This window comes from Microbacterium sp. NPDC057659 (genome assembly GCF_042799915.1).
GTDB lineage: Bacteria > Actinomycetota > Actinomycetes > Actinomycetales > Microbacteriaceae > Microbacterium.
The window spans coordinates 914,583-939,421 of sequence record NZ_JBHVHU010000001.1 but is presented as its reverse complement, the minus strand read 5'-3'; the positions used below and the strand labels follow the sequence as shown (position 1 = coordinate 939,421).

At 69.5% G+C, this 24,839-nt stretch carries 22 protein-coding genes and 1 tRNA gene; 12 read left to right on the top strand and 11 right to left on the bottom strand.

The window, feature by feature from the left end:
* The first annotated feature begins 9 nt into the window (after window positions 1-9).
* Together ACFVAE_RS04535 and sufU are read left to right on the top strand one after the other, a co-directional pair.
* Complete coding sequence (locus tag ACFVAE_RS04535) at window positions 10-1,308, top strand: aminotransferase class V-fold PLP-dependent enzyme (RefSeq protein ID WP_378888381.1); 1,299 nt, start codon at window positions 10-12, stop codon at window positions 1,306-1,308.
* Entirely contained in the window at window positions 1,308-1,751 is a 444-nt protein-coding gene (gene sufU / locus ACFVAE_RS04530) for a Fe-S cluster assembly sulfur transfer protein SufU (protein ID WP_378888378.1), read from the top strand. The genes ACFVAE_RS04535 and sufU overlap by 1 nt, the downstream gene beginning before the upstream one ends.
* Before the next feature lie 13 nt (window positions 1,752-1,764).
* Here sufU and ACFVAE_RS04525 read toward each other — a convergent pair whose 3' ends face one another.
* Together ACFVAE_RS04525 and ACFVAE_RS04520 are read right to left on the bottom strand one after the other, a co-directional pair.
* Window positions 1,765-2,436 (bottom strand): DUF2510 domain-containing protein, encoded by a 672-nt coding sequence (locus ACFVAE_RS04525; protein ID WP_378888375.1) that lies wholly within the window; start codon window positions 2,434-2,436, stop codon window positions 1,765-1,767.
* Between the two features lie 67 nt (window positions 2,437-2,503).
* Entirely contained in the window at window positions 2,504-3,100 is a 597-nt protein-coding gene (locus tag ACFVAE_RS04520) for a CueP family metal-binding protein (protein ID WP_378888372.1), read from the bottom strand.
* A 101-nt stretch (window positions 3,101-3,201) separates the two neighbouring features.
* On the opposite strand from ACFVAE_RS04520, the gene ACFVAE_RS04515 reads away from it, so the two are divergent.
* Window positions 3,202-3,274, top strand: a tRNA-Arg gene (locus ACFVAE_RS04515).
* A 68-nt stretch (window positions 3,275-3,342) separates the two neighbouring features.
* On the opposite strand, the gene ACFVAE_RS04510 is transcribed toward ACFVAE_RS04515, so the two are convergent.
* From ACFVAE_RS04510 to ACFVAE_RS04485, 6 genes are all read right to left on the bottom strand, one after another.
* Window positions 3,343-4,164 carry an SGNH/GDSL hydrolase family protein gene (locus tag ACFVAE_RS04510; RefSeq protein WP_378888369.1) on the bottom strand — a complete coding sequence of 274 codons (822 nt, stop codon included), beginning with the start codon at window positions 4,162-4,164 and terminating at the stop codon, window positions 3,343-3,345.
* Between the two features lie 25 nt (window positions 4,165-4,189).
* Entirely contained in the window at window positions 4,190-5,098 is a 909-nt protein-coding gene (locus ACFVAE_RS04505; RefSeq protein WP_378888366.1) for a carbohydrate ABC transporter permease, read from the bottom strand.
* Window positions 5,095-6,120 carry a carbohydrate ABC transporter permease gene (locus tag ACFVAE_RS04500; RefSeq protein WP_378888363.1) on the bottom strand — a complete coding sequence of 342 codons (1,026 nt, stop codon included), beginning with the start codon at window positions 6,118-6,120 and terminating at the stop codon, window positions 5,095-5,097. The genes ACFVAE_RS04505 and ACFVAE_RS04500 overlap by 4 nt, the downstream gene beginning before the upstream one ends.
* Window positions 6,117-7,535, bottom strand: coding sequence for an N-acetylglucosamine/diacetylchitobiose ABC transporter substrate-binding protein (ngcE, locus tag ACFVAE_RS04495; RefSeq protein ID WP_378888360.1), 1,419 nt, complete (start codon window positions 7,533-7,535; stop codon window positions 6,117-6,119). The genes ACFVAE_RS04500 and ngcE overlap by 4 nt, the downstream gene beginning before the upstream one ends.
* Window positions 7,536-7,636: 101 nt before the next feature.
* Entirely contained in the window at window positions 7,637-8,389 is a 753-nt protein-coding gene (locus tag ACFVAE_RS04490; protein WP_378888357.1) for a sugar isomerase domain-containing protein, read from the bottom strand.
* Window positions 8,386-9,327 carry a MurR/RpiR family transcriptional regulator gene (locus ACFVAE_RS04485; RefSeq protein WP_378888354.1) on the bottom strand — a complete coding sequence of 314 codons (942 nt, stop codon included), beginning with the start codon at window positions 9,325-9,327 and terminating at the stop codon, window positions 8,386-8,388. The genes ACFVAE_RS04490 and ACFVAE_RS04485 overlap by 4 nt, the downstream gene beginning before the upstream one ends.
* 81 nt (window positions 9,328-9,408) lie before the next feature.
* Between ACFVAE_RS04485 and ACFVAE_RS04480 the strand changes: the two genes are divergently transcribed.
* From ACFVAE_RS04480 to ACFVAE_RS04470, 3 genes are read left to right on the top strand one after another with little or no spacing between them, the layout of a single operon-like run.
* Entirely contained in the window at window positions 9,409-10,416 is a 1,008-nt protein-coding gene (locus ACFVAE_RS04480) for an N-acetylglucosamine kinase (protein WP_378888352.1), read from the top strand.
* Between the two features lie 32 nt (window positions 10,417-10,448).
* Entirely contained in the window at window positions 10,449-12,116 is a 1,668-nt protein-coding gene (gene argS, locus ACFVAE_RS04475) for an arginine--tRNA ligase (protein ID WP_378888349.1), read from the top strand.
* Window positions 12,113-12,925 carry a DUF2993 domain-containing protein gene (locus tag ACFVAE_RS04470; RefSeq protein ID WP_378888347.1) on the top strand — a complete coding sequence of 271 codons (813 nt, stop codon included), beginning with the start codon at window positions 12,113-12,115 and terminating at the stop codon, window positions 12,923-12,925. Before argS ends, ACFVAE_RS04470 begins: the two co-directional genes overlap by 4 nt.
* 11 nt (window positions 12,926-12,936) lie before the next feature.
* Here ACFVAE_RS04470 and ACFVAE_RS04465 read toward each other — a convergent pair whose 3' ends face one another.
* Window positions 12,937-13,989 (bottom strand): YhjD/YihY/BrkB family envelope integrity protein, encoded by a 1,053-nt coding sequence (locus ACFVAE_RS04465; protein WP_378888345.1) that lies wholly within the window; start codon window positions 13,987-13,989, stop codon window positions 12,937-12,939.
* A 140-nt stretch (window positions 13,990-14,129) separates the two neighbouring features.
* On the opposite strand from ACFVAE_RS04465, the gene lysA reads away from it, so the two are divergent.
* The 6 genes from lysA to ACFVAE_RS04435 all read left to right on the top strand — a co-directional run bounded on the left by lysA (window position 14,130) and on the right by ACFVAE_RS04435 (window position 21,564).
* Window positions 14,130-15,566, top strand: coding sequence for a diaminopimelate decarboxylase (gene lysA, locus ACFVAE_RS04460; RefSeq protein ID WP_378888342.1), 1,437 nt, complete (start codon window positions 14,130-14,132; stop codon window positions 15,564-15,566).
* Window positions 15,563-16,876 (top strand): homoserine dehydrogenase, encoded by a 1,314-nt coding sequence (locus ACFVAE_RS04455; protein ID WP_378888340.1) that lies wholly within the window; start codon window positions 15,563-15,565, stop codon window positions 16,874-16,876. Before lysA ends, ACFVAE_RS04455 begins: the two co-directional genes overlap by 4 nt.
* A gap of 41 nt (window positions 16,877-16,917) precedes the next feature.
* Window positions 16,918-17,868, top strand: a complete 951-nt coding sequence (gene thrB, locus ACFVAE_RS04450; RefSeq protein WP_378890483.1) for a homoserine kinase — start codon at window positions 16,918-16,920, stop codon at window positions 17,866-17,868.
* Window positions 17,869-18,046: 178 nt separating this feature from the next.
* The gene (gene rho / locus ACFVAE_RS04445; RefSeq protein ID WP_378888338.1) at window positions 18,047-20,065 is read left to right on the top strand and encodes a transcription termination factor Rho; all 2,019 of its coding nucleotides are present in this window, start codon (window positions 18,047-18,049) and stop codon (window positions 20,063-20,065) included.
* Between the two features lie 4 nt (window positions 20,066-20,069).
* Window positions 20,070-21,143: a peptide chain release factor 1 gene (gene prfA / locus ACFVAE_RS04440; RefSeq protein WP_378888336.1), complete on the top strand. Its 1,074-nt coding sequence runs from the start codon at window positions 20,070-20,072 to the stop codon at window positions 21,141-21,143.
* A gap of 70 nt (window positions 21,144-21,213) precedes the next feature.
* Window positions 21,214-21,564: a YciI family protein gene (locus ACFVAE_RS04435; protein ID WP_378859911.1), complete on the top strand. Its 351-nt coding sequence runs from the start codon at window positions 21,214-21,216 to the stop codon at window positions 21,562-21,564.
* Between the two features lie 4 nt (window positions 21,565-21,568).
* On the opposite strand, the gene ACFVAE_RS04430 is transcribed toward ACFVAE_RS04435, so the two are convergent.
* On the bottom strand, window positions 21,569-22,633 hold the full coding sequence (locus tag ACFVAE_RS04430) for a DNA polymerase IV (protein ID WP_378888333.1): 1,065 nt from the start codon (window positions 22,631-22,633) through the stop codon (window positions 21,569-21,571).
* A 52-nt stretch (window positions 22,634-22,685) separates the two neighbouring features.
* The gene (locus ACFVAE_RS04425) at window positions 22,686-24,821 is read right to left on the bottom strand and encodes a discoidin domain-containing protein (protein WP_378888331.1); all 2,136 of its coding nucleotides are present in this window, start codon (window positions 24,819-24,821) and stop codon (window positions 22,686-22,688) included.
* Window positions 24,822-24,839 lie beyond the last annotated feature (18 nt).

Below are 24,839 nucleotides of genomic sequence, written 5' to 3'. Positions count from 1 at the left end.
GATTGATGCATGGACATCCGCACCGCGACCGCTGCCGCGCTGACCGATCAGGAGGTCCTCCGACTGCGCGAGGACTTCCCGATCCTGCAGAGCGAGGTGAACAGGCATCCGCTCGTCTACCTCGACTCGGGGGCGACCTCGCAACGGCCCTTCGCCGTGCTCGACGCGGAACGCGAGTTCGCCACGACGCTGAACGCCGCCGTGCACCGCGGGGCGCACACGCTCGCCGCCGAGGCGACCGTGGCCTTCGAGGACGCCCGCGCGACGCTCGCAGAGTTCATCGGCGCGGACGAGGACGAGGTGGTCTGGACCTCGAACGCCACCGAGGCCGTGAACCTCGTCGCGTACTCGCTCTCGAACGCCTCCGCAGGACGCGGCGGCCCCGAGGCCGACCGGCTTCGCCTCGGCCCCGGTGATGAGATCGTCACCACCGAGATGGAGCACCACGCCAACCTCATCCCGTGGCAGGAGCTCGCCGCGCGCACCGGCGCGACCCTGCGGGTCGTGCCGCTCGACGACGACGGCGCCCTTCGGCTCGACGTCGCGGCCGAGCTGATCGGCGAGCGCACCCGCCTGGTCGCCGTCACGCACGTCTCGAACGTGCTGGGCGTGATCAACCCCGTCGAGCGGCTGATCGCCGCCGCGCACGCCGTCGGAGCCCTCGTGCTGCTGGACGCCTGCCAGTCGGCGCCGCACCTGCCGCTGGACGTGCACGCGCTCGACGTCGACTTCGCCGTGCTCTCCGGGCACAAGATGCTCGGGCCGACGGGCATCGGCGCGCTGTACGGACGGCGCGAGCTGCTCGAGATCATGCCGCCGTTCCTCACCGGCGGTTCGATGATCACCACCGTCACCACCACCGAGGCGGAGTACCTGCCGCCGCCGCAGCGCTTCGAAGCCGGCACGCAGCGGGTCTCGCAGGCGGTCGCGCTCGCCGCGGCCGTGCGGTACCTGCAGGCCGTCGGGATGCCGCGGATCGCCGCGCACGAGGCCGAGCTCGGCGCCCGACTGGTGCAGGGCCTGTCCGCCATCGACGGTGTCCGCGTGCTCGGCGCCGGCATCGATCTGCCGCGGGTGGGACTCGCGAGCTTCGACATCCCCGGCATCCATTCGCACGACGTGGGGCAGTTCCTCGACGACGCCGGCATCGCCGTGCGGGTGGGGCACCACTGCGCGCAGCCGCTGCACCGTCGACTGGGCGTGACGTCGTCGACGCGCGCGAGCACGTATCTGTACACGACGGGGGACGAGGTCGATCAGGTGATCGACGCCGTCGCCCGCACCATCGACTTCTTCCGGAGGGCATGATGGCCTCGTCCGACCTGCAGGGGCTCTACCAGGAGCTCATCATGGACCACTCCCGCGCGCCCTACGGCTTCGGTCTGCGCCCGGCCATCGCGGCGCAGTCGCACCAGTTGAACCCGACGTGCGGTGACGAGATCACCCTGCAGGTGCACGCCGCCCCCGACGGCACGATCGAGGCGATCGCCTGGGAGGGCCACGGGTGCGCGATCTCGCAGGCGTCCGCCTCGCTGTTCGCCGAGCTCGTCGAGGGTATGCCGGTGGCCGAGGCGGAGCATCGGATCGACGCGTTCCGTGAGGCGATGCGGTCGCGCGGGAAGATCGAACCCGACCCGGAGCTGCTCGGCGACGCCGCAGCGCTCGGCGGGGTGTCGAAGTACGTGGCCCGCGTGAAGTGCGCGATGCTCGCCTGGGTCGCCGCGGAGGACGCCCTGCACAAGCTCGGCTGAGCCGGACTCCGGCTCAGGAGAACTGCGAGACCGTCGAGAAGAACTGTGCGTAGAACGACGAGAGCACGGCGGACGTCCAGATGATCGCAGTGAGGACTGATGTGACGGCGATCGCGATCGCGGCCCACATCGGCCACTGACCGGTGCCCGCCTGACGGCGCACGACGACCGAGCGGCCGATCGGGTACACCGGGTTGACGAAGCTCCAGGCCCAGTGGAACCGGCGCTGGTACCCCAGCCGGCCGAGGTCGCGGTGATCGAGATAGGCGAACAGGACTCCGGCGCCGTAGAGCAGCAGGCTGCCGAACGACAGCAGCATCGTGATCGTCATCAGGCCGTTCGTCCACACGAACAAGCCGTTCATGTTCGTCGGGTCGGAGGCGTACGGGTCGTACATCATCGTGTTGAACGTCGCCATCATCCGCTGCATCATCTGCTGCATGAGCACCAGCTGCACGATCGTGAGCACCAGGCCGGCCAGGGGCACCGCCACGACGGCCCAGATCCACGGGGTGTTCGTCGGGGTCCCTGCGGGCACCTGCGGGTAGTGCTGAGGCGTTGCTACGGGTGCCGGCGAGGGCATCGCCATCGTGCTGGCCGTCCAGGCCGTTCCGTCCCACCAGCGCAGCATGCCGGGCGCGCCGTCCGGATACCAGCCGGGAGGGGTGGGTGGCGCGTACGACATCGGATTCCTCTCGATCAGCAGGTGCTGAGCCCACGGTACCCGGTGCGCGGGTTCGGCTCGAACCGGCTCAGGTCAACTGCAGCGTGGTCAGGCAGGTGGGGGAGTCCGCATCTGTGGAGAACGGCCGGCTCGCGCGAAGGCCGTCGCGCTCGACGGTGATGGTTCCCTGGATGCCGCGCGGCAGCCAGAGCCCGACGAATCCGTTGTCGTTCGTGGTGCGCGCCTCATCCGACAGCACGGCGCCGTCCGCGTCGGTGACGATCACGCGGACGTCGGCGTTCGGCAGTTCGCCGAGACACGTCGTCAGGCTGTGGAAGAAGCATTCGTGGGTGCGGTCGGTGTACGGGGCGACCGAGGTGTAGAAGAGGTCGTCGGGGAGAGGCAGGGACGTCGTCCGTCCTGCCTGGTCGGAGAACTCCACGCGGTCGGGGCGCACAGACGCGATGAGGTCGGCCGGCCGCTCCGCCACCGGCAGCGCGTCGAGGCGATCGATGACGGCGCGAACGTCGAGACCGTCCAGGTCGTGTTCTGCGAGCAGCTCGGACGACGTCGCCGAGGCATCCGGTGCGGTGTCCGGCGACGGCGCCGGAGCCGCGCACCCGGTCAGGATCAGAGCCGCGAGAGCAGCGGAGACGATGGCGGGAGTGTATCGGCGAACGGGCATGATGAGGACCGTAGCGACATACCCTATGAGGGTATTGGGAGCACCGCCGCGGGAGCGCGCGGCATGAGGGCGGTCCGGTAGCTGATAGGCTCGTCAGGTTCGCCTCCGTAGCTCAGCGGATAGAGCGCCGGTTTCCGGTACCGTAGGTCGCAGGTTCGATTCCTGTCGGGGGCACGAACATCGAAAGGGCCGCCCGTCAGGGCGGCCCTTTCGGCGTTCTGCGCCCCTGGCGGCCGGGTCGGCTACTTGCCAGGGGCGACCGGCTGCACGGTCTCCGCCGGCTCCACGGCGACGGTCACCGGCGCACCCGCCATCTCCTTCAGCGCAGCCGCCACCTTCTCGGCGAGGTACCGGTGTCCGGCGTTCGACGGGTGATCCCGTCCGATCCCGGTGTCGATGAGGCCGGCGTAGTTCTGCGGGGTGATCCACTTCTGCTGCACCGGGGAGATGTACCACCAGCCGCGCTGAGCGGCGAGCTGCTGCAGGTCGCGATCGATGCGCGCGGTGGCCTGCTCGACGGGGAGCACCTGCGGTGCGGGGCCGAGCACCACGATCCCGGCATCCGGATAGATGTCCGCGAGTCTGTTCCATGCGGCGTCCACCGCGGCGCGGTAGCCGGCCGCCGGCAGCCGCCGGTCGTTGATCGAGCCCTCGATCACGACGAGGTCGGGGCGCAGCGCCGGATCGAGCCGGTCGATCCGCGGTCCGTAGGCCGGTCCGTCGAGACCGGGCTTGAGGTAGCCGCTGCCGCGCACGCCGTCGACGATCGTCGTCCCGTGCATGAGGTCGGCGAGCCGGTAGGCGTAGCCGTCGGTGGGCGGCGTGGCCGCAGACCCGTACGTCCACGAGTCGCCGAAGACGAGGATGCGGGGGTGCTCGGGCAGCACCAGGGGAGCGGGAGCCTCGGCGCTCGTCGCACCGGATGATGCGCCCAGTGCGACTGGATCCGGAGCGTGCGTGCGAAGCATCCCGAACCCGATCGACGCCGCCGTCACGAGGACGGCGGCGCCGATGAGGATCGCGCCACGCAGCGACATGCGTGGACGACGGGATGGCGGAGTCATGATCCGAGGATAAGCGCTCCGCCGACTACTTGGACGTGCCCTGTGACACGGAGCCCTGCAGCTGGCGCTGGAACAGGATGTAGACGATCAGCACCGGGATGATCGTGATCATGACGGCGGCGAACATCTGGCCGAAGTCCAGTGCGTAGCCCGCCGACGACGCGTACGATGCCATGCCCTGCGAGAGCACGTAGTTGTCCTGGTTCGTGTTCAGCGAGATCGGGAGCAGGAACTGGTTCCACAGACCCAGGAAGTTCATGATCGCGATCGCGGCCATGCCGGGCTTTGCCATCGGCAGCATCACCTGGAAGAACGTCCGCCACTCGCTGGCGCCGTCCACGTAGGCCGCTTCCTGGATCTCGTAGGGCAGTGACTTGAAGAACGAGAACAGGAAGAACACCGTGAACGGCAGCGCGAACGCGACATAGGTGAGAATCAGACCAGGCAGCGTGTTCAGCAGCCCCATGCCCTGCAGGATGAAGAACAGGGGAACGATGGCGAGGAACACCGGGAAGGTGAGTCCCGCCAGCATCAGGTAGTAGATGATGCGGCTGCCGGGGATCTCGAAGCGTGCCAGCACGTACGCGCACATGGCGCCGAGCACCATCACGAGGACCAGCGAGACGCCGACGACGATGACCGTGTTCACGAACATCCCGCCGAAGTTGTTGTCGACCCAGGCGCTGATGTAGTTGTCGAAGTTCCAGTTCGCGGGCAGCCCGAACGGGCTGGCGAAGATCTCCTTCGTGGTCTTGAACGATCCGATCAGGGTCCAGATCATCGGCAGGATGACGATGATCGACCAGATCACGAGGATGACGTGCGAGATGCCGCCGACGACCTTGTCGCCCGTGGTCGACTTCGTCACGCGGATCTGGGGAGCGGGGCGCTTGCCCTTCTCGATCGTGACAGCGGCGCGCGTGTCGGTGCTCATGCGCGTCCTCCTTCATCCTTGCCGCCGATGAGGCGGAAAACGCCGATGACGACGGCGGCGAACAGCAGGGTGATCGCCGCGAGCACGACGCCCATGGCGGTTGCGAGGCCGAACTGGCCCTTCTCGAACGCGGTGCGGAACAGGTACTGGCTCATCACCAGCGTCGTGTTCGAGGGGCCACCGGTGGAGTTCAGACCGGCCATGTAGACGAAGGCGTCCAGCGCCATGATGCCCAGGTAGATGTACGCGGTCTGCACGTTGTCGCGGATCTGCGGAAGCAGGATCGAGGTGACCGTGCGGAACCGCCCCGCGCCATCGATGCGGGCGGCCTCGAGGGTCTCGCCCGGGAGGCCCTTGATGGCGGCGATGAACAGGATCATGTAGAAGCCGACCATGCTCCAGACGATCACGAAGATCGTCGCTCCCATGGCCGTGCTCTCCTCGCCGAGCCAGGCGAACTGGTTGTTGTCGATGCCGAAGATACTCAGGACGCCGTTGAGCAGACCCGTCGGAGCGTAGATCATGCTCCACAGGATCGCGATGACGATGGCGGGGATGACGTACGGGAAGAACGACACCACCCGATAGAAGCTCGAGCCGCGAAGGCCCCTGACGTTGCCGTGGCTCGGGCCGCCGACGGTGATCATGCTCGCGAAGATGAGGGCGATGACGATGGTGATCAGGGGCACCACCACGGCGAGCAGGATGTTGTTGCCCATCGCCTGCAGGAAGGTGGTGTCCTGGAACAGCTTGACGAAGTTCTGCAGGCCGACGAACTGCATGTTCGGCGAGAACCCGGTCCAGTTGGTCATCGAGTAGTACAGCGCCTGGACGAACGGGGAGATCACGAACACCAGGAAGATCGCCAGGGGCAGGACCAGGAACACCAGCAGGAACGAGCCGTAGTCCCAGTTCAGTTTGCGCGGAAGCCCCGCACGGGGCGCCTTGCGGCGCCCCGTGCGTGCTGCGGTGACCGCGGCTGTCTGAAAGCCCGGTCCACCGCTGGGAGTGGAATTGCTCACTTGATCTCGATCTTCGTGATGGAGCTGTCGTTCGCGACCTTGTCCACCAGAGCCTGCAGCTGCTTGGTGATCTCGGCGACCGTCATGCCGCCGGCCAGGAACGAGTTCCAGATCGGCAGCTGGTCGGAGTTCATGCCGTACAGGTTGGTCGACTTGATCGTGAACACGTTGTCGCCGGCAGCCTCCAGCATCTTGCCCTGCGACTGAAGCGCGGTCGAGCCGAAGCCGTCCTCGGGGACGGTGCCCTTCACGATCGTCGGAGCGAACTTGCTCTTCGCGAACGCGGTGGCGGACTCCTTCGACAGCATGGTGCGCAGCAGCTCCTTGCCGCCGGCCGGGTTCTTCGACTTCGACGGGACGATGAACGGCTCGCCCGCCTCGGCGCGCGCGAAGCCCGCCGGGGTGGTCTGCTTGTCGTCCAGCGGCAGCTCGGTCATGCCCATCATCTTGAAGTCGGGCGCGGTCTGCTTCTTCATCTCGTTCTCGATCCACGAGCCCGAGGGGTAGAGCAGCGCTGCCTGGTCGAGGCTCCACTGCGACTGCGCCTGCGTGAACTGGGTTCCGCCGCCGCCGGGCTTCATGTAGCCCGCCTTGATCAGGTCGTACAGGATCGTCAGGATGCTCTGCAGGGTCGGGTGCGACCAGGCCTTCGGGTCGAGGTTCTCCAGCGGCAGGCGCACGTCGTCGCCCGACTGGATGACCGCGGAGTCGATGACGAGCGTCTGGTAGTACGTCGCCGCCTCCTTGCCCCAGAGGAACAGGTACTTGCCCTTGGCCTTGGCCGCGGCGCCGAGTGCGGGCAGGTCCTGCCAGGTCTTCGGGACCTGGAAGCCCTCCTTCTCGAACAGCGAACCGGAGTACCAGATGCCGTAGATCGTCATGACGTAGTTCAGCGCCTTGAACTTGCCGTCGAAGGTGCCGGGGTCCTTGACGCCGCCGTACACGGTGTCTGCGATCTTCGTGCCCTCGAGGTTGTTGGCCTCGAACACGTCGTCCAGCTCCTCGAGCTGGTCGAGGATGGTGTTCCAGCCGATCGAGTTCGCGCCCGAGTTGTCGATCAGGTCCGGCGGGTTGCCGCCCACGAAGCGGGGCTGCAGCTCCTGCGCGATCTTGGTGGACGACGAGACCTTGACGGTCACACCGTCGAGCTTCTTGTTGCCCTCCATGATCTTCGCGGAGTTCTCGACGTAGTCGATGCCGTAGCCGCCGTTGAAGATGACCGCGTCGACCTTGGAGTTCGCTGCGACGCCGAACGGGTTGTCGGCGGTGACCTTGCCCGTCGAGCCGCCGCCGCTGCTGCCGCCGCCGGGCGCTGCGCACGATGCGAGCGTCATGCCGAACGGGACCAGCGCCGCCGTGGCGATGGCTCCGCGCAGCAGGTTGCGGCGGCTGATGGAGGTGTTCTCGAGTTCCATCTTGTGACTACCTTCCCTGGTGTTGGGGATGTGTGGTTTTGGTGGCCTTGCGGCCCAGGGTATTCGTATCGGTGCTCCGGGTGGATAACGATCCGGCGGCGTCAGTTGCCGCGGCGGATGCGCTCCGCATAGAGCTCTTCCAGTGCGTGGTTGTGTTCGTCTCCTCCCGGGATGTTGGCAGAGATGTACATGGGTGGCTTATGGCCGGTCTCGGCTATCGCGCGGGCGACGCCGAGCGTCAGCAGCTGCGCGATGAAGGCGGCGGTGATCGACGAGATCGCACCGGCGGCGACGCCGTCGGTCACCTCGAGAGTGGCGTCCCCGTAGGGCGCGAGGTTGTCGATCACGACGTCGGCGACCTCGCTGAGCCGCTTCCCGCTCGGATGCTTGGACTCGACCCTCGACGTGTGATCAAGGCTGGTCACGGCGATGACCGGATGACCATGCTCCTTCGCCCAGACGGCGACGCCGACGATCGAGCCGTTCACTCCGGAGTTCGAGGCGATCGCGAACACGTCGTGCTCGCTCACGGGCGTGAGAGCCATGAGCTCGTCGACCAGCCAGGGCTCGCGCTCCAGCGAAGCGTTCAGGATGCCGGCATCCCGCTCGCCGTGCAGCACGAGGTCCCGCAGGGCGATCTTGTTGGTCGGGATCAGCCCGCCGGCACGTCCGGCGATCTCCATGGCGAACGCCTCGGAGTGCCCGGTGCCGAAGGCGTGGATCACACCGCCGTCCTCGAGAGCACGCGTGAGCAGCGAGATCGCGCTGTCCAGGCCGCCCTCCTCGGCGAGCGCGGTGATGCGCTCGAGCCGTGTGGTGGCCTCGCGCAGCAGGTCTGTGGGGGTGGCGGTCATCGGATCTCCTGAATTCCTCGGGGAAGGTGTGCCGTGGATCGCCATCGTGGCCGCCGAAGCCCGGCGACGGCGCGGGCGGTGTCCTCGAGCCGGGCTCTCGAGGCGGGGAAGTCCTGTTGCGCGACCAGGTAGTAGAGCAGGTCGATGGCGAAGAGCTGAGCGTGCGGCGCCGACAGGTCATCGGGCTGGACGGAGGGCGACTGCGCGGCCGTGGTGATGACCTCGTCCGCCGCATCGGCCAGCGCCGAATGGGCGTCCTGCGTGATCGCGACGGTGAAGGCGCCGGAGGCGGCTGCTCGGGACAGCATCTGGACGGTGTCGATCGTGCTGCCCGTGGTGGACATGCCGATCGCGGCGCTGGTGCCGCCCTGCAGTGCGGCCGAGGTGAGGCCGTCGTGAGCGGACGTCCACAGGTGCGCGTTCACTCCGATCCGGTACAGGCGATCACGGAGGAACGCCGCGATCGTCCCGCTGGAGCCGACGGCGTAGATGTCCAGATGATCGCAGTGCGCGATCGCCTTCGCCGCCCGCTCCACCGCGCCGAGATCCAGCCGGTCGACGGTCGCCTGGATGGCGCGGCCGTGCGTCTCGACCAGGGTCTGCATGAGGATCTCGGGCGGATCATCCTCACCGAGGACTCGTCGTGCGCGGCGCGGTGCCTCGTCGGTCGCGCTCGCCCGTCCGATCTCGGAGGCGACGCGGACCCGAAGCTCGGTGTAACCGTCGAATCCGATCAGACGGCAGAACCTCGTGACCGTCGCCGCGGACGTCTGCGCACGCGCCGCGAGCTCGCTGATCGTCCACTCCAGCGGCGCGGAGGGATTCTGCTCCACGACATCGGCGACTCTGGCCATCGCAGCCGGCATGCGCCAGCGCCCGGCGTCGATCCGGCGTGCGATGCTGACATCGTTGCCGGTCGTCTCGGTCCGTGGCACCATTGCCTCCAGTGAAAATCGCATACGTTTGGTAAGCGTCTTTCTGAAACCTATTCTCATTCTGCTCCGAGGTCAACGATGAACATGCGAGATTTCGATGGCGACCGCCTGATCGTCGGTATCGACGCGGGCGGAACGTCCACCAGGGCGACGCTCCTCACTCGGGACGGCCAGTGCCTCGGGTACGGGAAGTCGGGCAGCGGGAACCCCACCTCCGCAGGCATGCAGCTCGCGGGCGAGAGCATCGTGGACGCGATGTCGCTTGCGCTCGGTGCCGCGGGCCGTGAGATCGGCGAGGTCGATCACGTGGTCGCGGCAATGGCCGGACACGGCGCCGGGGGCGACGTGCGCTGGCTGATCGACACGCTCGCCGTCGCCGGCTACGACGGGGCGCTGGGCTTCGAGTCGGACCTTCTCGCCCTCTACTTCTCCGGGACTGCCGAGCAGAAGGGATATGCGATCGTGTCCGGCACCGGCGCCGCGGTCGTCAGGGTCTCCGGCGGCCGGCTGGAGGCGACCTCCGACGGCGTCGGCTGGCTGCTCGGAGACCGGGGGAGCGGCTTCTGGATCGGTCATCACGCCGCACTCGCGGCAGTCGAGGACCTCGACGGGCGCGGCCCGGCGACCGCCCTGACCGAAGCCGTCCTGGACGCTCTCCAGGTCGTGCCCAGCGACTTCTCGCTCGGCTACGGCCGGCCCGCGAAGCTCGAGGCGCTGGTCCGCACGATCTACCTCGGTCGCCCCGTCGAACTGGCGCGCCTGGCTCCGCTGGTGTTCGCCGCAGCCGACGCGGACGAGATCGCGCGCGGCATTCTTCTGCGCGCGGGCGAGCTGCTCGCGCAGACCTTCGCATCCGTGCATCGCGGCTCCGGACCTGTGGTGGTGGGCGGCAGCGTGCTCGCCCAGGAGGGGCTGCTGTCCGAGATCTTCCGGCGCCTGGTGCTGGACCGCGAACCGCAGGCGCGGTTCATCCCGGTTGCGGACGGCGTGGTCGGCGCGGCTGCGCTCGCCCTCCGGCACGCGGGAGTCGTCGTGGACGGGGAGGGGCACGCGAGACTGACGGCCTCCGTCGCCGCGGCCCGCGCCCGCTGACGCACAGGAGCACCACGTAGACTAGAAGGTCTATGAACCCGGAAACGCTCGCCCAGGAAATCCTCGCCGTCATCACCCCGATCGCGGCGTCGCTGCGACCCGGGGAAGAGCTCGGCCTCACGGCCTCCGACATCGTGCTGGAGCGACCGCGCAACCGTGACCACGGCGACTGGTCGTCGAACATCGCGATGCGCCTGGCCAAGGGACTCGGCACCAACCCGCGCGAGCTCGCGCAGCGCGTCGCCGACGGGCTCGTGCAGTCCGACGGCATCGCCGCCGCCGACATCGCGGGTCCGGGGTTCCTGAACATCCGGCTGGACGCGGCAGCGGCCGGCGCCCTCGCGAAGACGATCGTGGACGCCGGGGAGAGCTACGGAACCAACGACTCGCAGGCGGGCGTGTCGGTCAACGTCGAGTTCGTCTCGGCGAACCCGACCGGCCCGCTGCACATCGCGCACACCCGCTGGGCGGCGCTCGGCGACTCGATCGTGCGCCTGCTGCTGGCGAGCGGCGCGAACGCCGTGCGCGAGTACTACATCAACGACGCCGGCGTGCAGATGCAGCGCTTCGGCGACTCGATCCTCGCCGCTGCCAAGGGCGAGCCGACTCCTGAGGGCGGCTACCCGGGCGAATACATCGCGACCCTCGCCACTCGTGTGCTCGAAGCACGCCCCGACCTGCTCGCGCTCCCCGATGACGAGCAGCTGGTCGTCGCGCGCGACCTCGCCTACGAGTACCAGCTCGCCGAGATCAAGAACTCCCTGGAGCGGTTCAACGTGCCCTTCGACGTCTGGTTCTCGGAGCGCACGCTGCACGCGGCGTCCGCCGACGGCGGCCCCAGCCTGATCGACCAGGCCGTCGACCGCCTGCGCGAGCAGGGGCACGTCTTCGACGACGAGGGTGCCGTGTGGGTGCGCACCACCGACTTCACGGATGACAAGGATCGCGTCATCCGTCGTTCGAACGGCGAGTACACCTACTTCGCCGCCGATGCCGCGTACTACCTGAACAAGGGCGACCGCGGCTTCGAGAACAAGATCTACCTGCTCGGCGCCGACCACCACGGCTACGTGAACCGGCTCAAGGCCGTCGCCGGCGCCGCGGGTGAGGATCCGGAGAAGAACATCCAGGTGCTGATCGGTCAGATGGTGTCGATCAACGGCGCGCGCCTGAGCAAGCGGGCGGGCAACATCATCGAGATGGACGACCTGCTGAACTGGCTGGGCGCCGACGCCCTGCGCTACTCGCTGGAGCGCTCACCGGCGGACTCGCCGCTCGACCTCGACCCCGAGCAGCTGCAGAAGCGCACCAACGACAACCCGGTGTTCTACGTGCAGTACGCGCACGCCCGCACCCACAATGTCGCCCGCAATGCGGGGGACTCCGGCGTGGATCGCTCGGAATTCGCCCCCGAGACGCTGACCCACGAGACCGAGTCCGCGCTGCTCGGCGCGCTGCAGGAGTTCCCGCGTCTCGTCGCGTTCGCCGCCGAGGTGCGCGAGCCGCATCGCATCGCGCGCTATCTCGAGGAGCTCGCCGGTCTGTACCACCGCTGGTACGACAACTGCCGCGTGATCCCGCAGGGGGACGACCCCATCGAGACGGTGCACCGCACCCGGCTGTGGCTGAACGACGCCACCGGCATCGTGCTGCGCAACGGACTCGGCCTGCTCGGAGTCACCGCCCCGGAGCGCATGTGAGCGACACCTCGGCGTACCACACGCTGCCGCTGCCGGACGATCTCGCACCGGCCGCGGCGCAGCCGAAGCGCCGCCGCGCCCGCTGGCCCTGGGTGGTTCTGATCGTGGTCGTGGTGCTCGCGGCGCTCGCCGTGACGGCCGAGCTCGTGGCGCGGGCCGTCGTGCCGAACATCGTGCGCAGTGTGGTCGTCGACAGCATGGATCTGCCCGCAGATCAGCAGCTCGACGTGCAGACCTACGGGTTGCTGGTGCCACAGCTGATCGCGGGCCGGTTCGGCCGGCTGGATCTCTCGAGCGACAGCGTCGAGCTCGGTGGCATCACCGGCGCCGTGGACGTCATGGCGACGGGAGTGCCGCTCGGCGGCGGTGACATCGGACACGCGTCGGGAACGGTGACGATCCCGGAGGACCAGTTCGCCGCGCTCGTGAAGAAGGCGGATCTGCCGATCGAGAAGATCGCGTTCGACGCACCGGACGTCACGGCCAGCGGCAGCGTGCCTGTTCTCGGGATGTCTCTCCCGGTCTCCCTCACGGTCACGCCGGGAGCGGATGCCGGCGAGCTGCTGCTCACCCCCGTCTCCGCGACGCTGGGCGGCATCGACCTCGACCTCGCGCAGCTGGCCGACCGCCTCGGCGGGATCGGCTCGGGCCTTGCTGAGACGCACCGGATCTGCATCGCGGACCAGCTGCCGGCGGGGATCACCCTCACCGGGCTGAAGATCGTCGGCGACACCGCAGTGGCCGATGTGGCCGTCGACGGCAGGATCGGCACCGACCGGACGCTGCAGGAGAACGGCACCTGCCCCTGAGCGCATTCCGGTCAGGAGGCCCCGCGCTCGTCGGACACCGCGCGCTGCGCCTCGCGCAGCGCTGAAGTGGCGACGGTGACGTCCTGCTCCGCCCGACGCAGTCGGTACTGCGCCAGGGTCTGAGCTCCGTGCGTGCTGAGCACGCGATCGCTGCTCTCCTCGGCGGCGATGGCGATGTAGGCCGTCGCGAGCAGGATCACCTGCGTCGAGAGGTTGAGCCAGATCAGCAGCGCCAGCAGCGACGCGAACGAGGCCAGCAGGGGGTTCGCCTTCGCCCCGCTGACGAACAGACCGGACAGCTCCTGCAGCACGAGCAGACCGACAGCTCCGCCGAGCGCGCCGCCCCAGAGCGCGGGACGCGGGGCGCGCACCCCCGAGAGGGTGCGGAACGCGGCGACGATGAGCACCACGTTCAGGGCGAGCACGACGACAAGCGACAGCACGCGCACCGACCAGAACACGACCCCGGACTCGGGGGGCATGCCCACCGCCCGAGCCGACCAGCGCACGGCGACGCCACCGGCGAACGTGAGGAACGCCGCCGCGAGGAACGTCGCACCGATCACGACCGCGAGCAGCAGATTGCGTGCGGTCACCCGCAGCCACGGACCGTCATCGGCTGCGGTGCCGCACATCGTGCGCATCGCCGCGCGCAGCGAGCCGATGCCGCCCAGCGCGGACCCGATCAATCCGATCGCGGAGAGCGCTCCGGCGATCGTGAGGCCGGCTGGCGCCCGGATGCTCGACGGGTCGACGATCCCGCCCTCGCCGTCCTTCGAGATGAGTCCGGGCAGCGCGGCGTCCACCGCGGAGACGACCGCATTCCACGCGGCATCGTTCCCGGCCAGCCAGAGCGCCGCGACCGAGAACCCCAGCAGCACGGCGGCGAACACGCTGAACAGGGCACGATAGGTCACCGCATCCGCGAGCATCGGCCCGCGGCGTGCGAGGTGCAGCAGCACGGCCCTGACCGCCCGCAGGCGCAGGGCGCCGCGGATCATCCGGTCCCGCCACCGGACCCGTGCGGCGGACGCCGGCTGGTTCGAGTGCGTTTCGTCTTCCATCGGCGCCACCCTACCGAAGGGCTCGTAATGAGGCCGAGGGCTTGACAGGAGGTCGCGCGACGGTGCCATAGAATCGGGGGAACCTCGCCGCGTGCGCTGTTCTCGCCCGAGGATCCCTCCCACGATTGGTGTCCTGCTCCGTGCATTCCGCCCCCACTGCGCTCGCCCCCGACTGGCTGGCCGTGCCCGACGATCCCGATGATCTCGCGGCGGGGGTGTGGCCGGCATCCGCGCACCGCGACGCGGACGGAGCGCTCGTCATCGGCGGTGTGCCCGTCGGTGACCTGGTGCGCTCCCACGGCACCCCCCTGCTCGTCCTGGACGAGGGCGAGGTGCGCCGCCGCGCGGCGGCGCTGCGCGACGCCTTCGAGACGGCGGCCACGGCGCACGGCACGAGCGCGCGCATCTACTACGCGGGCAAGGCCTTCCTCTCCACCGCCGTCGCACGGTGGATGGTCGAAGAGGGGCTGAACGTCGACGTGTGCACCGGCGGAGAGCTGCAGGTCGCGCTCGCGGCATCCGTCGACCCGGCGCACATCGGCTTCCACGGCAACAACAAGTCGGCGGCCGAGCTGGAGAGCGCGGTGGAGGTCGGCGTCGGCACGATCATCATCGACAGCTCGATCGAGATCGAGCGACTCGCGGCGATCACGGCGCGCACCGGAACCGTGCAGCGCGTGATGCTGCGGGTCAACAGCGGAGTGCACGCCGAGACGCACGACTTCCTCGCGACCGCCCATGAGGATCAGAAGTTCGGCACCCCGCTCGCGGATGCTGCGGCGATGGTCGCCCGCATCCGTGAGCTTTCGGGACTGGAGTTCGTCGGGCTGCACTGCCACATCGGCTCGCAGATCTTCGGGGTCGCAGGCTTCCGCGAATCCGCGTCGCGCGTGCTCGACCTGCACGCGGAGCTGCTCGAGGGCGGCCCCGTGCCGCAGCTGAACCTGGGCGGCGGCTTCGGCATCGCGTACACCCGCGCCGACGACCCGGCTCCGGTCGCAGAACTCGCCGAGGGCATCGTCGCGGCGGTGGCCGAAGGCTGCGCGGCGCGCGGCATCGACCTGCCGCTGCTGTCCTTCGAGCCCGGCCGCGCGATCATCGGCAACGCCGGAGTCACGCTCTACGAGATCGGGACGATCAAGGACGTGGTCCTCGAGAACGGCAGCCGCCGCTACCTCAGCGTCGACGGCGGGATGAGCGACAACGCGCGCCCGGCTCTGTACGGTGCGCAGTTCTCGGCGCGCCTCGCCTCCCGCGAGAGCGACGGCGAGCCGGTGCTGTCGCGCGTGGTCGGCAAGCACTGCGAGTCCGGCGACATCGTCGTGGATCACGAGTACCTGCCGGCGGACGCCGCCCCGGGCGACCTGCTGGCCGTGCCGGCGACCGGCGCCTATTGCGCACCGCTGTCGAGCAACTACAACCACGTCCCGCGTCCGCCGATCGTCGCCGTGCGCGACGGGGCCGCCCGGGTGATCGTGCGCGGCGAGACCGTGGCCGATCTGCTGTCCCGCGACGTCGGAATCACGGAGCCCGATTCCGACGCCCTGCATCCGCAGACCTCCGAAGGAGAGAGATGAGCGAGTACCGACGACTTCGAGTGGCGCTGCTGGGCGCCGGAGCCGTGGGATCCCAGGTGGCGGGTCTGCTGCTGCGCCACGGCGACGAGCTCGCCGACCGCGCGGGCGCCGAGCTCGAACTGGCCGGAATCGCGGTGCGCAACCTCGACGCGCCCCGTGACGTCGACCTGCCGCGGGAGCTGTTCACCACCGACGCCGAGAGCCTCATCACCGGCGCGGACATCGTCGTCGAGCTGATGGGCGGCATCGACCCGGCCCGGGCGCACACCCTGCTCGCGCTGGGCTCCGGTGCCGACGTCGTGACGGCGAACAAGGCGCTGCTGGCCACGCACGGCCCCGAGATCTTCGAGGCCGCCGACCGCGTCGGCGCCTCGGTCTACTACGAGGCCGCCGCCGCCGGTGCAATCCCGATCATCCGCCCGCTGCGCGACTCGCTCGCCGGCGACCGCGTGGTGCGGATCATGGGCATCGTGAACGGCACGACGAACTACATCCTCGATCGGATGGACTCCGAGGGTGCGGACTTCGCTGACGTGCTCGCCGATGCACAGCGCCTGGGCTATGCCGAGGCCGACCCGACCGCCGACGTCGAGGGCTACGACGCCGCCCAGAAGGCGGCGATCCTCGCATCCCTGGCGTTCCACACCGCGGTGCCGCTCGAGACGGTGCACCGCGAGGGCATCACCGGCGTCACCGCTGACATGATCGAGGAGGCCCGGGACGCGGGCTTCGTGATCAAGCTGCTCGCGGTCTGCGAGCGCCTGGGCGACGAGGGCGCCGAGTCGATCTCGGTGCGCGTCTATCCGGCCCTGGTGCCGCGGTCGCACCCGCTCGCGTCGGTGCACGGCGCCAACAACGCCGTCTTCGTCGAGGCGGAGGCCGCCGGGCCGCTGATGTTCTACGGCGCCGGTGCCGGTGGCGTGCAGACCGCGTCGGCCGTGCTCGGCGACATCGTCTCCGCCGCCCGCAGGCACATCGCCGGCGGAACGGGCGTGGGGGAGTCCACCAGGGCTAACCTGCCGATCGTGCCGATCGGGCACGTCACCACGCGCTACCAGATCACCCTCGAGGTGTCGGATGCCCCCGGCGTGCTCGCCGCGGTGGCGGGCCTGCTCAGCGAGGGCGGCGTCTCGGTCGCGACGGTGCTGCAGACGGTGGCCGAGCCGAATGCCGAGGAGGGCGGCACCGCCCGCCTGATCATCGGGACGCACCGGGCGGCGGACCAGTCGCTCAGCGCCACGGTCGACAGCCTGGCCGCCAGCGGCGTCGTCGAGCGCGTGGTGTCTGTGCTGCGCGTCGAGGGCGAGTGACCGTGGCCGTCACCGTCATCCCCGCTGCCGAACCGGTCGATCTGCCCGGCGGCGAGCCTGTCGCGGGTGCTCTGCGCACCGTGGACGTCACCGTCCCCGCGACCAGCGCGAACCTCGGTCCAGGCTTCGACACGCTCGGCCTCGCGCTGAGCATCTACGACCACCTGGTGGTGTCGTCCTTCGCCGACGACCGACTCGAGATCGAGGTGTCCGGCTCCGGCGCGGACGAGATCCCCACCGACGCCACGAACCTCGTCGTGCGCACGATCGCGCATGTCTACGCGGACGCCGGCCGCCCGATGCCGGGGCTGCGGATCGTCGCCGACAACGGCGTGCCGCACGGCCGCGGGCTCGGCTCCTCCGGAGCGGCCGTGACCGCGGGCATCCTGGCGGCGAAGGGCCTTCTCGCCGGTGACGTCGAGATCGACGATCAGGCGCTGCTGCGACTCGCGACCGAGATCGAGGGGCATCCCGACAACGTGGCACCCGCGCTGTTCGGCGGGCTGACGATCGCGTGGATCGGCGATCACGGCCCTGCGCACAAGAAGCTGCTCGTGCACCGCGGTGTGGCGCCGCTGGTGTTCGTGCCCGGCTTCACGATGTCGACCTCGTTGGCGCGCTCGCTGCAGCCGCCTCAGGTGCCGCGCGAAGACGCCGTGTTCAACGTGTCGCGCTCCGCGCTGCTGGTCGCGGCGCTCACGCAGAGCCCGGAGCTGCTGCTGGACGCGACCGCTGACCGCCTGCACCAGGACTACCGGGGTCCGGCGATGCCGGAGACGCTGCGGCTGGTGCAGTCGCTCCGGCAGGCGGGCTTCGCCGCCGTCGTGTCGGGCGCGGGTCCCAGCGTGCTGGTGCTCGCCGACGGCCCAGGCCACCGGCAGGACGCCGTCGAGCTCGCGGACTCCGTCACGGACACCCCGTGGGCGGCACACATGCTCGCAGTGGACGTGCGGGGTGGTACAGTAAGGAACCGAGCGGAGGGCTCCACGTAACTTCGTGAATCTGGCCCCATCGCACTTCTGCGAGATCCGCACGTGTTCCCCGGTCTGAGAAGGAATCCGTTCCTTCGCGGTTCCGGCTGGCTGGTGCTCGTCGCCTGTGCGTGCAACGCACCCAGCACTGCTGTGTGCTCAGGATTGCTCATACCCCACGACATATGAGGGAGTACTCGTGGAGAACTTCTCCGAGACCCAGAACGACCAGGCGGCGCCGGTGAACGACGCCCCCGCATCCACTCCGGCCACTCAGGCCGACGCACCTGCGGCCGAGGCGCCGCGCAAGCGCGCGCCGCGTCGTGCCACCACGGCGACCGCCGCCGCGAAGGCCGCCGAGAAGGCGCAGACCGAGGCCGCCGCGCCGGTCGCCGAGACTGCCGCCCCCGTTGCCGACGGCACTGCCGAGGCTCCGGCCGAGGCGCCCAAGGCGAAGCGTCCGACGCGCAGTCGCGCGAAGAAGGCGGATGCCGCACCCGAGGGCGAGACCGCTGAGGCAGCCGCCCCCGCCGCCGAGGCCGCCGCAGACGCACCCGCCAAGCGCACCCGGCGCGCCTCGTCCAAGGCCGCTCCCGCAGCCGAGGCCGGCGAGCAGGCCGAGCAGGTCGCCGAGACGCCCGTCGCCGAGAACGACGCGGCCGAGGGCGAGCAGCCCGCCAAGCCGGCCCGTCGTCGCGGCAAGAAGAGCGAGCAGCCGGCACAGGCCGAGGGCGAGCCCGCGGCATCCGAGGCATCCGAGTCCGGTGCGGCGCAGGCCGAGAAGTCCGCCGACCAGGGCGGCGACAACAAGGACTCCGGCGACGGCGAGGAGGGCACCGGCCGCGGCCGGACCCGCAGCCGCAGCCGCAACCGCGGCCGTGGCCAGGGCGGTCAGAACGGCCAGGGCGGCCAGCAGGAGCAGCAGCAGTCCTCCTCCTCGTCCGACGACGAGCAGGGCAGTGGCCGTTCGCGTCAGCGCAACAAGCGCCGCGGCGGCGCCAACCAGACCACCGACGAGTTCGAGACCGAGATCGGCGAGGACGACGTCCTCATCCCGGTCGCCGGCATCCTCGACGTGCTCGACAACTACGCGTTCGTGCGCACCAGCGGCTACCTGCCCGGCCCGACCGACGTCTACGTCTCGCTCGGCCAGGTGAAGAAGTACAACCTGCGCAAGGGCGACGCCGTCGTCGGCGCGATCAAGCAGCCGCGTGAGGGCGAGCAGCAGGGCCGCCAGAAGTACAACGCCCTGGTGAAGGTCGACTCGATCAACGGTCTGTCCACCGACGACGCCGGCACCCGCGTGGAGTTCGGCAAGCTCACCCCGCTCTACCCGCAGGAGCGTCTGCGCCTGGAGACCGCGCCCGAGAAGCTGACCCAGCGGATCATCGACCTCGTCGCGCCGATCGGCAAGGGCCAGCGCGGTCTGATCGTCGCGCCCCCGAAGGCCGGCAAGACGATCGTGCTGCAGCAGATCGCGAACGCGATCGCGCACAACAACCCCGAGGTGCACCTCATGGTCGTCCTGGTGGACGAGCGCCCCGAAGAGGTCACCGACATGCAGCGCTCGGTGAAGGGCGAGGTCATCGCCTCGACCTTCGACCGTCCCGCCGAGGACCACACCACCGTCGCCGAGCTGGCGATCGAGCGTGCGAAGCGCCTGGTGGAGCTGGGCCGCGACGTCGTCGTGCTGCTCGACTCGATCACCCGCCTCGGCCGTGCCTACAACGTGTCGACCCCGACCTCGGGTCGCGTGCTCACCGGTGGCGTCGACGCTTCGGCGCTGTACCCGCCGAAGCGCTTCTTCGGCGCCGCGCGCAACATCGAGAACGGTGGCTCGCTGACCATCCTCGCGACGGCGCTGGTCGAGACCGGCTCCAAGATGGACGAGGTCATCTTCGAGGAGTTCAAGGGCACCGGCAACAGCGAGCTGCGTCTGTCGCGCGCGCTGGCCGACAAGCGCATCTTCCCGGCCGTCGACGTCAACGCGTCGAGCACCCGCCGCGAGGAGATGCTGCTGTCCTCCGACGAGGTCAAGATCACCTGGAAGCTGCGTCGCGCCCTCGCCGGCCTCGACCCGCAGCAGGCCCTCGAGGTCGTGCTGGGCAAGCTCAAGGAGACCAGCTCGAACGTGGAGTTCCTCGTTCAGATGCAGAAGTCGATCCCGGCCCCGCCGGCGACCGGCCACAGCCACGGGCACGAGAACAGCATCCGCTGAGATCGTGTTCGAGTCCGTCCAAGGCCTCATCGACGAGCATCGCCGGGTGCAGGAGGAGCTCTCCGACCCGGCGGTGCACGCCGACGCCGCGCGCGCCAAGCGCGTGAACCGGCGCTACGCCGAGCTCTCGCGCATCGTCGCGGCGTACGACGCCTGGTCGGCGGCATCCGATGATCTGGATGCCGCGCGCGAGCTGGCCCGCGAGGACAGCGCGTTCGCCGACGAGGTGCCCGCGCTCGAAGAGGGGCTGCAGGCCGCGCAGGAGAAGCTGCGCCGGCTGCTGATCCCGCGCGATCCGGACGACGCCCGCGACGTGATCATGGAGATCAAGGCGGGGGAGGGCGGGGCCGAGTCGGCGCTGTTCGCCGCCGACCTGCTGCGGATGTACATCCAGTACGCGGCATCCATGGGGTGGAAGACCGAGCTGCTGGAGCGCAACGAGTCCGACCTCGGTGGCTACAAGGACGTGCAGGTCGCGATCAAGGGATCCTCGACGGATCCGGCGCAGGGCGTCTGGGCGCACCTGAAATACGAGGGCGGCGTGCACCGGGTGCAGCGCGTGCCCGCCACCGAGTCGCAGGGGCGCATCCACACCTCCACCACCGGCGTGCTGGTGTTCCCCGAGGTCGACGAGCCCGAGGAGATCCAGATCGATCAGAACGATCTGAAGATCGATGTGTTCCGCTCTTCGGGTCCTGGCGGCCAGTCGGTGAACACCACCGACTCCGCCGTTCGCATCACCCACGTTCCGACCGGCATCGTGGTGTCGATGCAGAACGAGAAGTCGCAGCTGCAGAACCGCGAGGCGGGCATGCGAGTGCTGCGCGCCCGTCTGCTGGCCAAGCAGCAGGAGGAGCTCGCCGCGGCGGCATCCGATGCGCGGAAGAGCCAGATCCGCGGCATGGACCGATCCGAGCGCATCCGCACGTACAACTTCCCCGAGAACCGGATCGCCGACCACCGCACCGGGTACAAGGCGTACAACCTCGACCAGGTGATGGACGGCGCGCTCGCCCCGGTGATCGCCTCCTGCATCGAGGCGGACGAGGCCGAGCGCCTCGGCGCCGTCGGCTCCTGACGACGGAGGTCGTCTCCTTCGTCGGAGTCAGGGGCTAGGCTCTGCCTGTTCCTCGACTTCAGGAGATGCCATGCCGCAGTTCGCCGTCCTCATCCATGTCTCCGACTCCGCCCACGCTCCCGATGCGACGCCGGAGGAGCTGAAGGAGTGCGATGACGACTACGAGGCGCTCGTCGCCAGCGGCAGGATGAGCCTCGCCTACGCCCTCACACCCAAGGAGTTCGCGAAGACGGTCAGGCGGACGGGCGACGTCGAGGGCGTGCATCGGCCTGACGGTGACATCGTCGCGGGCTTCTACGTGATCGAGGCCGCCGACATCGACGAGGCGGCGCGCCTGGCACGGCACAACCCCGCCGTGCTCGCCGGGGGCGCGGTCGAGATCCGTCCGGTGCACAGCGGCGGCCTGGTCGAGGTCTCCTGAGCGTTCACCATCCGCCGCGTGTCGGGGTGTGCCCGTCCCTGGCATCCTCCGGCATGGCCATCTCGGCGCGCATGCCGAGCAGTCGCACCGGCCGTTCGGGGTCGATCCTGGCGATCATCTCGCGCGCCTTCGCGACCACGGCCTCGCGATCCGTGGTCGAGGGCACGCGCCTGGTGAACGTCTTCGTCGTGAAGGGCGCGTAGCGCACCTTCAGACCGAGGCCCACGACCGGACGCCCGTCCTCGCCCACATCCGTGAGCACCTGGTCGAGGAGCGCGAGTGCCGCGAGCTCGATCTCCGCGCGGTCCACGAGATCGGTCTGATACGTCGTCTCCCTGCTGTGCCCGCGGGGCACCCAGGGCGTGTCGTCGACCTCGGCCGAGGCGCCGCCACGACCGAGCTCCTGATACCAGAGCCCCATGCGCGGGCCGAACTCCGTCGTGAGGGCGTCCTCGGGCGCCGCGGCGAGCTCGGCGACGGTGCGGATGCCGAGGGCCAGCAGTCGCTTCGACACCTTCGAGCCGACGCCCCACAGCTCGATGACCGGTCGGTCGCCCATCACCTCGTCCCAGTTCTCCGCCGTGAGCCGGAACACCCCGCGCGGCTTGCCGAAACCGGTCGCGATCTTAGCGCGCACGAGCGTGTCGCCGATGCCGACGCTGCAGTGCAGCGAGGTCCTTGCGAGCACGGACTGTTGGATGCCCCGTGCGAACGCCTCCGGATCGTCCGTGTCGACCCCGACGAACGCCTCGTCCCAGCCGAGCACCTGCACGACGGCTCCAGGCTGGGCTCGCAGCTCGGCCATCACCTCCTCGGACGCGGCGAGGTACGCCGGTGCGTCGACCGGGAGGATCACGGCGTCGGGCACCTTGCGGGCTGCGATGCGCAGCGGCATCCCCGATCCGACGCCGAACGCGCGCGCCTCGTACGACGCGGTCGACACGACAGCGCGCTCGGTGGGATCGCCGCGACCGCCGACGATCACCGGGAGACCGGCGAGCTCGGGGCGCCGCAGCACCTCGACCGCCGCGATGAACTGGTCGAGGTCGACGTGCAGCACCCAGTGCATGCTCCCGAGGGTACGCGGGGCGGATGCCGGCCGGCACCCGCCCCGCGCGAGTTCAGCCGCCGTAGACGCCGAGCTCCCAGATCGAGTAGCCGTAGTTCGTCGTGCGCTGGGTCATGCTCACGCGGACGTACCTGGCCGCGGTCGGCTCGAAGGACGCGGTGTCCAGGCCCCCGTCGCCCGTGGTCGTGGACCATACGGGCCGCCAGTTCTTCGCGTCATCGGAGACCAGCACCTCGTAGGCCTTCGCGGCCGCCTTCTCCCAGTTGACGGTGACGCGGCCCACCGGCACGCTGGCTCCCAGGTCGACGCCGAGCCACTGCGGATTGCCGTCCCAGTCCTTGCTGGCCCAGCGGGTCGACGTCGAGCCGTCGACCGCCTGGCCGGCCTGGTAGCTGTAGATCGGGTTCCACTCCGAGGTGCTCGCCATCGCCGGCTTCCGGGTGGCGAGATTCTGCTTCGACGTATAGCTCTTCGTCTTCTCCCAGGTGCGCAGATAGCCCTCGGCGCCGCGCATCAGGTCGTCGACGACCGCCTTGCCGCCTGCGAGCCGGATCTGCTCGACATAGTCCGGCAGCAGGCCGTAGTGCGCGAATCCGTCGGTGTTGAGATCGAACGTGCGCTCGCCGGTCACCTGGCGCTCGAGCTTCACACCGCCCGCCGCAGAGAACGGATACGTGATCTTCGTGGGGGACGCGTCCGGCCCGGGGTGGCTGCCGACGCCGTTGAAGTCGAGACCGAACCCATATCCGCCGCCTGCGGTGCTGCGGGCGGCGGCATCCCGCTTCCACTCCGTGACGAAGCCCTCGGCGGATCCGGGGTAGCCGGTCTTGAAGCCGCCGAGCGCGTACAGCCGCGAGACCATGCGCTCGTCCATCCAGCTGTGGCTGGAGAGGACACCCGGGTAGCCCGCTGCCTCGACGATGTCCAGGCTGCGTGAGGCGGCTTTGACGCTCATGTGGTCCAGCTCGATCATCATGTTGCGCGCCATCATCGCCTTCAGGGCGTACTCGCCGAGCGAGGTGAGTCCGCGCGTGTTGCAGTTCTTCCCCGCCGTGTAGGTGGGGACCTCCACGCCCGGCGGCAGGTCCTTCTCGAGCTCGGGGACGCTCGCGCCTCCGATCGGATTGTCGTGCATTGCGCCGGTGCACTGCTCGGTCTGCCAGAACGTGCCGGTCGAGTAGAACTGACCGATGTTGATGACGGTGCCCTGGGTTCCCTCATCGAAGCGCACTCCGCACAGCGCGTTGTCGAACTTGTGGCACAGGAACATGCTGCTCACGCCGAGCGACTGCAGTTCGGCGAGGCCCTTGTCGATGTCCGCCCTGCTGCACTGGGCGACGTCGAGGATCATCTTGCAGCCGAACGGCTCGGACGTCTCGACACCGAGAACGACGGCAAGCCGTCCCGACTCGATGATCTGCCGCGCCTGCTCGGGCGAGGTGACGATGCGGAAGAAGCCCTTGCCCGGGCCGCCGTAGATGTCGTCGATGTAGGACTCCATCTCACGCGCCTTCTTCGCCTCGAGCCGGATCGCCGTCATCTCGTCGCAGGAGCGGTCCTTCGGCATGATCGGCAGCGAGCAGATCACGCCGTTCGTGACGAGGTCGTTCACCAGCACGCGCTGTCCGCCGCGCCAGGCGCGTTCGATCCACGCGTAGTAGGACTGCTGATGGCTCATCGAGGCGGTCTTCGGCCAATCCTTGAACGTCGGCCACCCGACCGGGTCGTGATGGTCGATCCCGCTGACGAGGCTCTCGAAGATGGCGAGGCGCCCGTCGGGATAGTGCTCGGGACAGTCCTTCAGCGCGGCGGCGATGCCGTCTGGGGAGAACGGTGCACCGCAGATCATCCGGCCCCCGAATCCCTCGTTCGAGTTGAGATGCGTGTGGGCGTCGACCAGCCCGCGCACCTCGCCCTTGACGGAGCCGGTGAACGGCGCGCCGGTGACGTTCAACTCGGCGTCGGGGGAGGGGCGGTTCGGCGCGTCCCACCATCCGTCCACGGCGGCCTGCGAGGCCGCCGGCGCTGCGGATGCCGGTGGGGCCGCCGCAGGAACGGCGATCGCTCCGGCGGCGAGGACGGATGCCGCAGCCAGGGCGGCGAACCATCGCCGGCGGAGTGGGCGGGCGTCGATTCTGGACGGGGGAACTCGGTGATCCCGCGCGGCGCGCGGCTGGGGAGTCGCCATCTGAGCCTCCTTGCTCGA

Excerpts from the sequence above, each read along its gene's own strand:
- ACFVAE_RS04535 (WP_378888381.1), top strand. The coding sequence starts at position 10 with ATGGACATCCGCACCGCGACCGCTGCCGCGCTGACCGATCAGGAGGTC.
- sufU (WP_378888378.1), top strand. The coding sequence starts at position 1,308 with ATGGCCTCGTCCGACCTGCAGGGGCTCTACCAGGAGCTCATCATGGAC.
- ACFVAE_RS04525 (WP_378888375.1), bottom strand. The coding sequence starts at position 2,436 with ATGTCGTACGCGCCACCCACCCCTCCCGGCTGGTATCCGGACGGCGCG.
- ACFVAE_RS04520 (WP_378888372.1), bottom strand. The coding sequence starts at position 3,100 with ATGCCCGTTCGCCGATACACTCCCGCCATCGTCTCCGCTGCTCTCGCG.
- ACFVAE_RS04510 (WP_378888369.1), bottom strand. The coding sequence starts at position 4,164 with ATGACTCCGCCATCCCGTCGTCCACGCATGTCGCTGCGTGGCGCGATC.
- ACFVAE_RS04505 (WP_378888366.1), bottom strand. The coding sequence starts at position 5,098 with ATGAGCACCGACACGCGCGCCGCTGTCACGATCGAGAAGGGCAAGCGC.
- ngcE (WP_378888360.1), bottom strand. The coding sequence starts at position 7,535 with ATGGAACTCGAGAACACCTCCATCAGCCGCCGCAACCTGCTGCGCGGA.
- ACFVAE_RS04490 (WP_378888357.1), bottom strand. The coding sequence starts at position 8,389 with ATGACCGCCACCCCCACAGACCTGCTGCGCGAGGCCACCACACGGCTC.
- ACFVAE_RS04485 (WP_378888354.1), bottom strand. The coding sequence starts at position 9,327 with ATGGTGCCACGGACCGAGACGACCGGCAACGATGTCAGCATCGCACGC.
- ACFVAE_RS04480 (WP_378888352.1), top strand. The coding sequence starts at position 9,409 with ATGCGAGATTTCGATGGCGACCGCCTGATCGTCGGTATCGACGCGGGC.
- argS (WP_378888349.1), top strand. The coding sequence starts at position 10,449 with ATGAACCCGGAAACGCTCGCCCAGGAAATCCTCGCCGTCATCACCCCG.
- ACFVAE_RS04465 (WP_378888345.1), bottom strand. The coding sequence starts at position 13,989 with ATGGAAGACGAAACGCACTCGAACCAGCCGGCGTCCGCCGCACGGGTC.
- ACFVAE_RS04455 (WP_378888340.1), top strand. The coding sequence starts at position 15,563 with ATGAGCGAGTACCGACGACTTCGAGTGGCGCTGCTGGGCGCCGGAGCC.
- ACFVAE_RS04435 (WP_378859911.1), top strand. The coding sequence starts at position 21,214 with ATGCCGCAGTTCGCCGTCCTCATCCATGTCTCCGACTCCGCCCACGCT.
- ACFVAE_RS04430 (WP_378888333.1), bottom strand. The coding sequence starts at position 22,633 with ATGCACTGGGTGCTGCACGTCGACCTCGACCAGTTCATCGCGGCGGTC.
- ACFVAE_RS04425 (WP_378888331.1), bottom strand. The coding sequence starts at position 24,821 with ATGGCGACTCCCCAGCCGCGCGCCGCGCGGGATCACCGAGTTCCCCCG.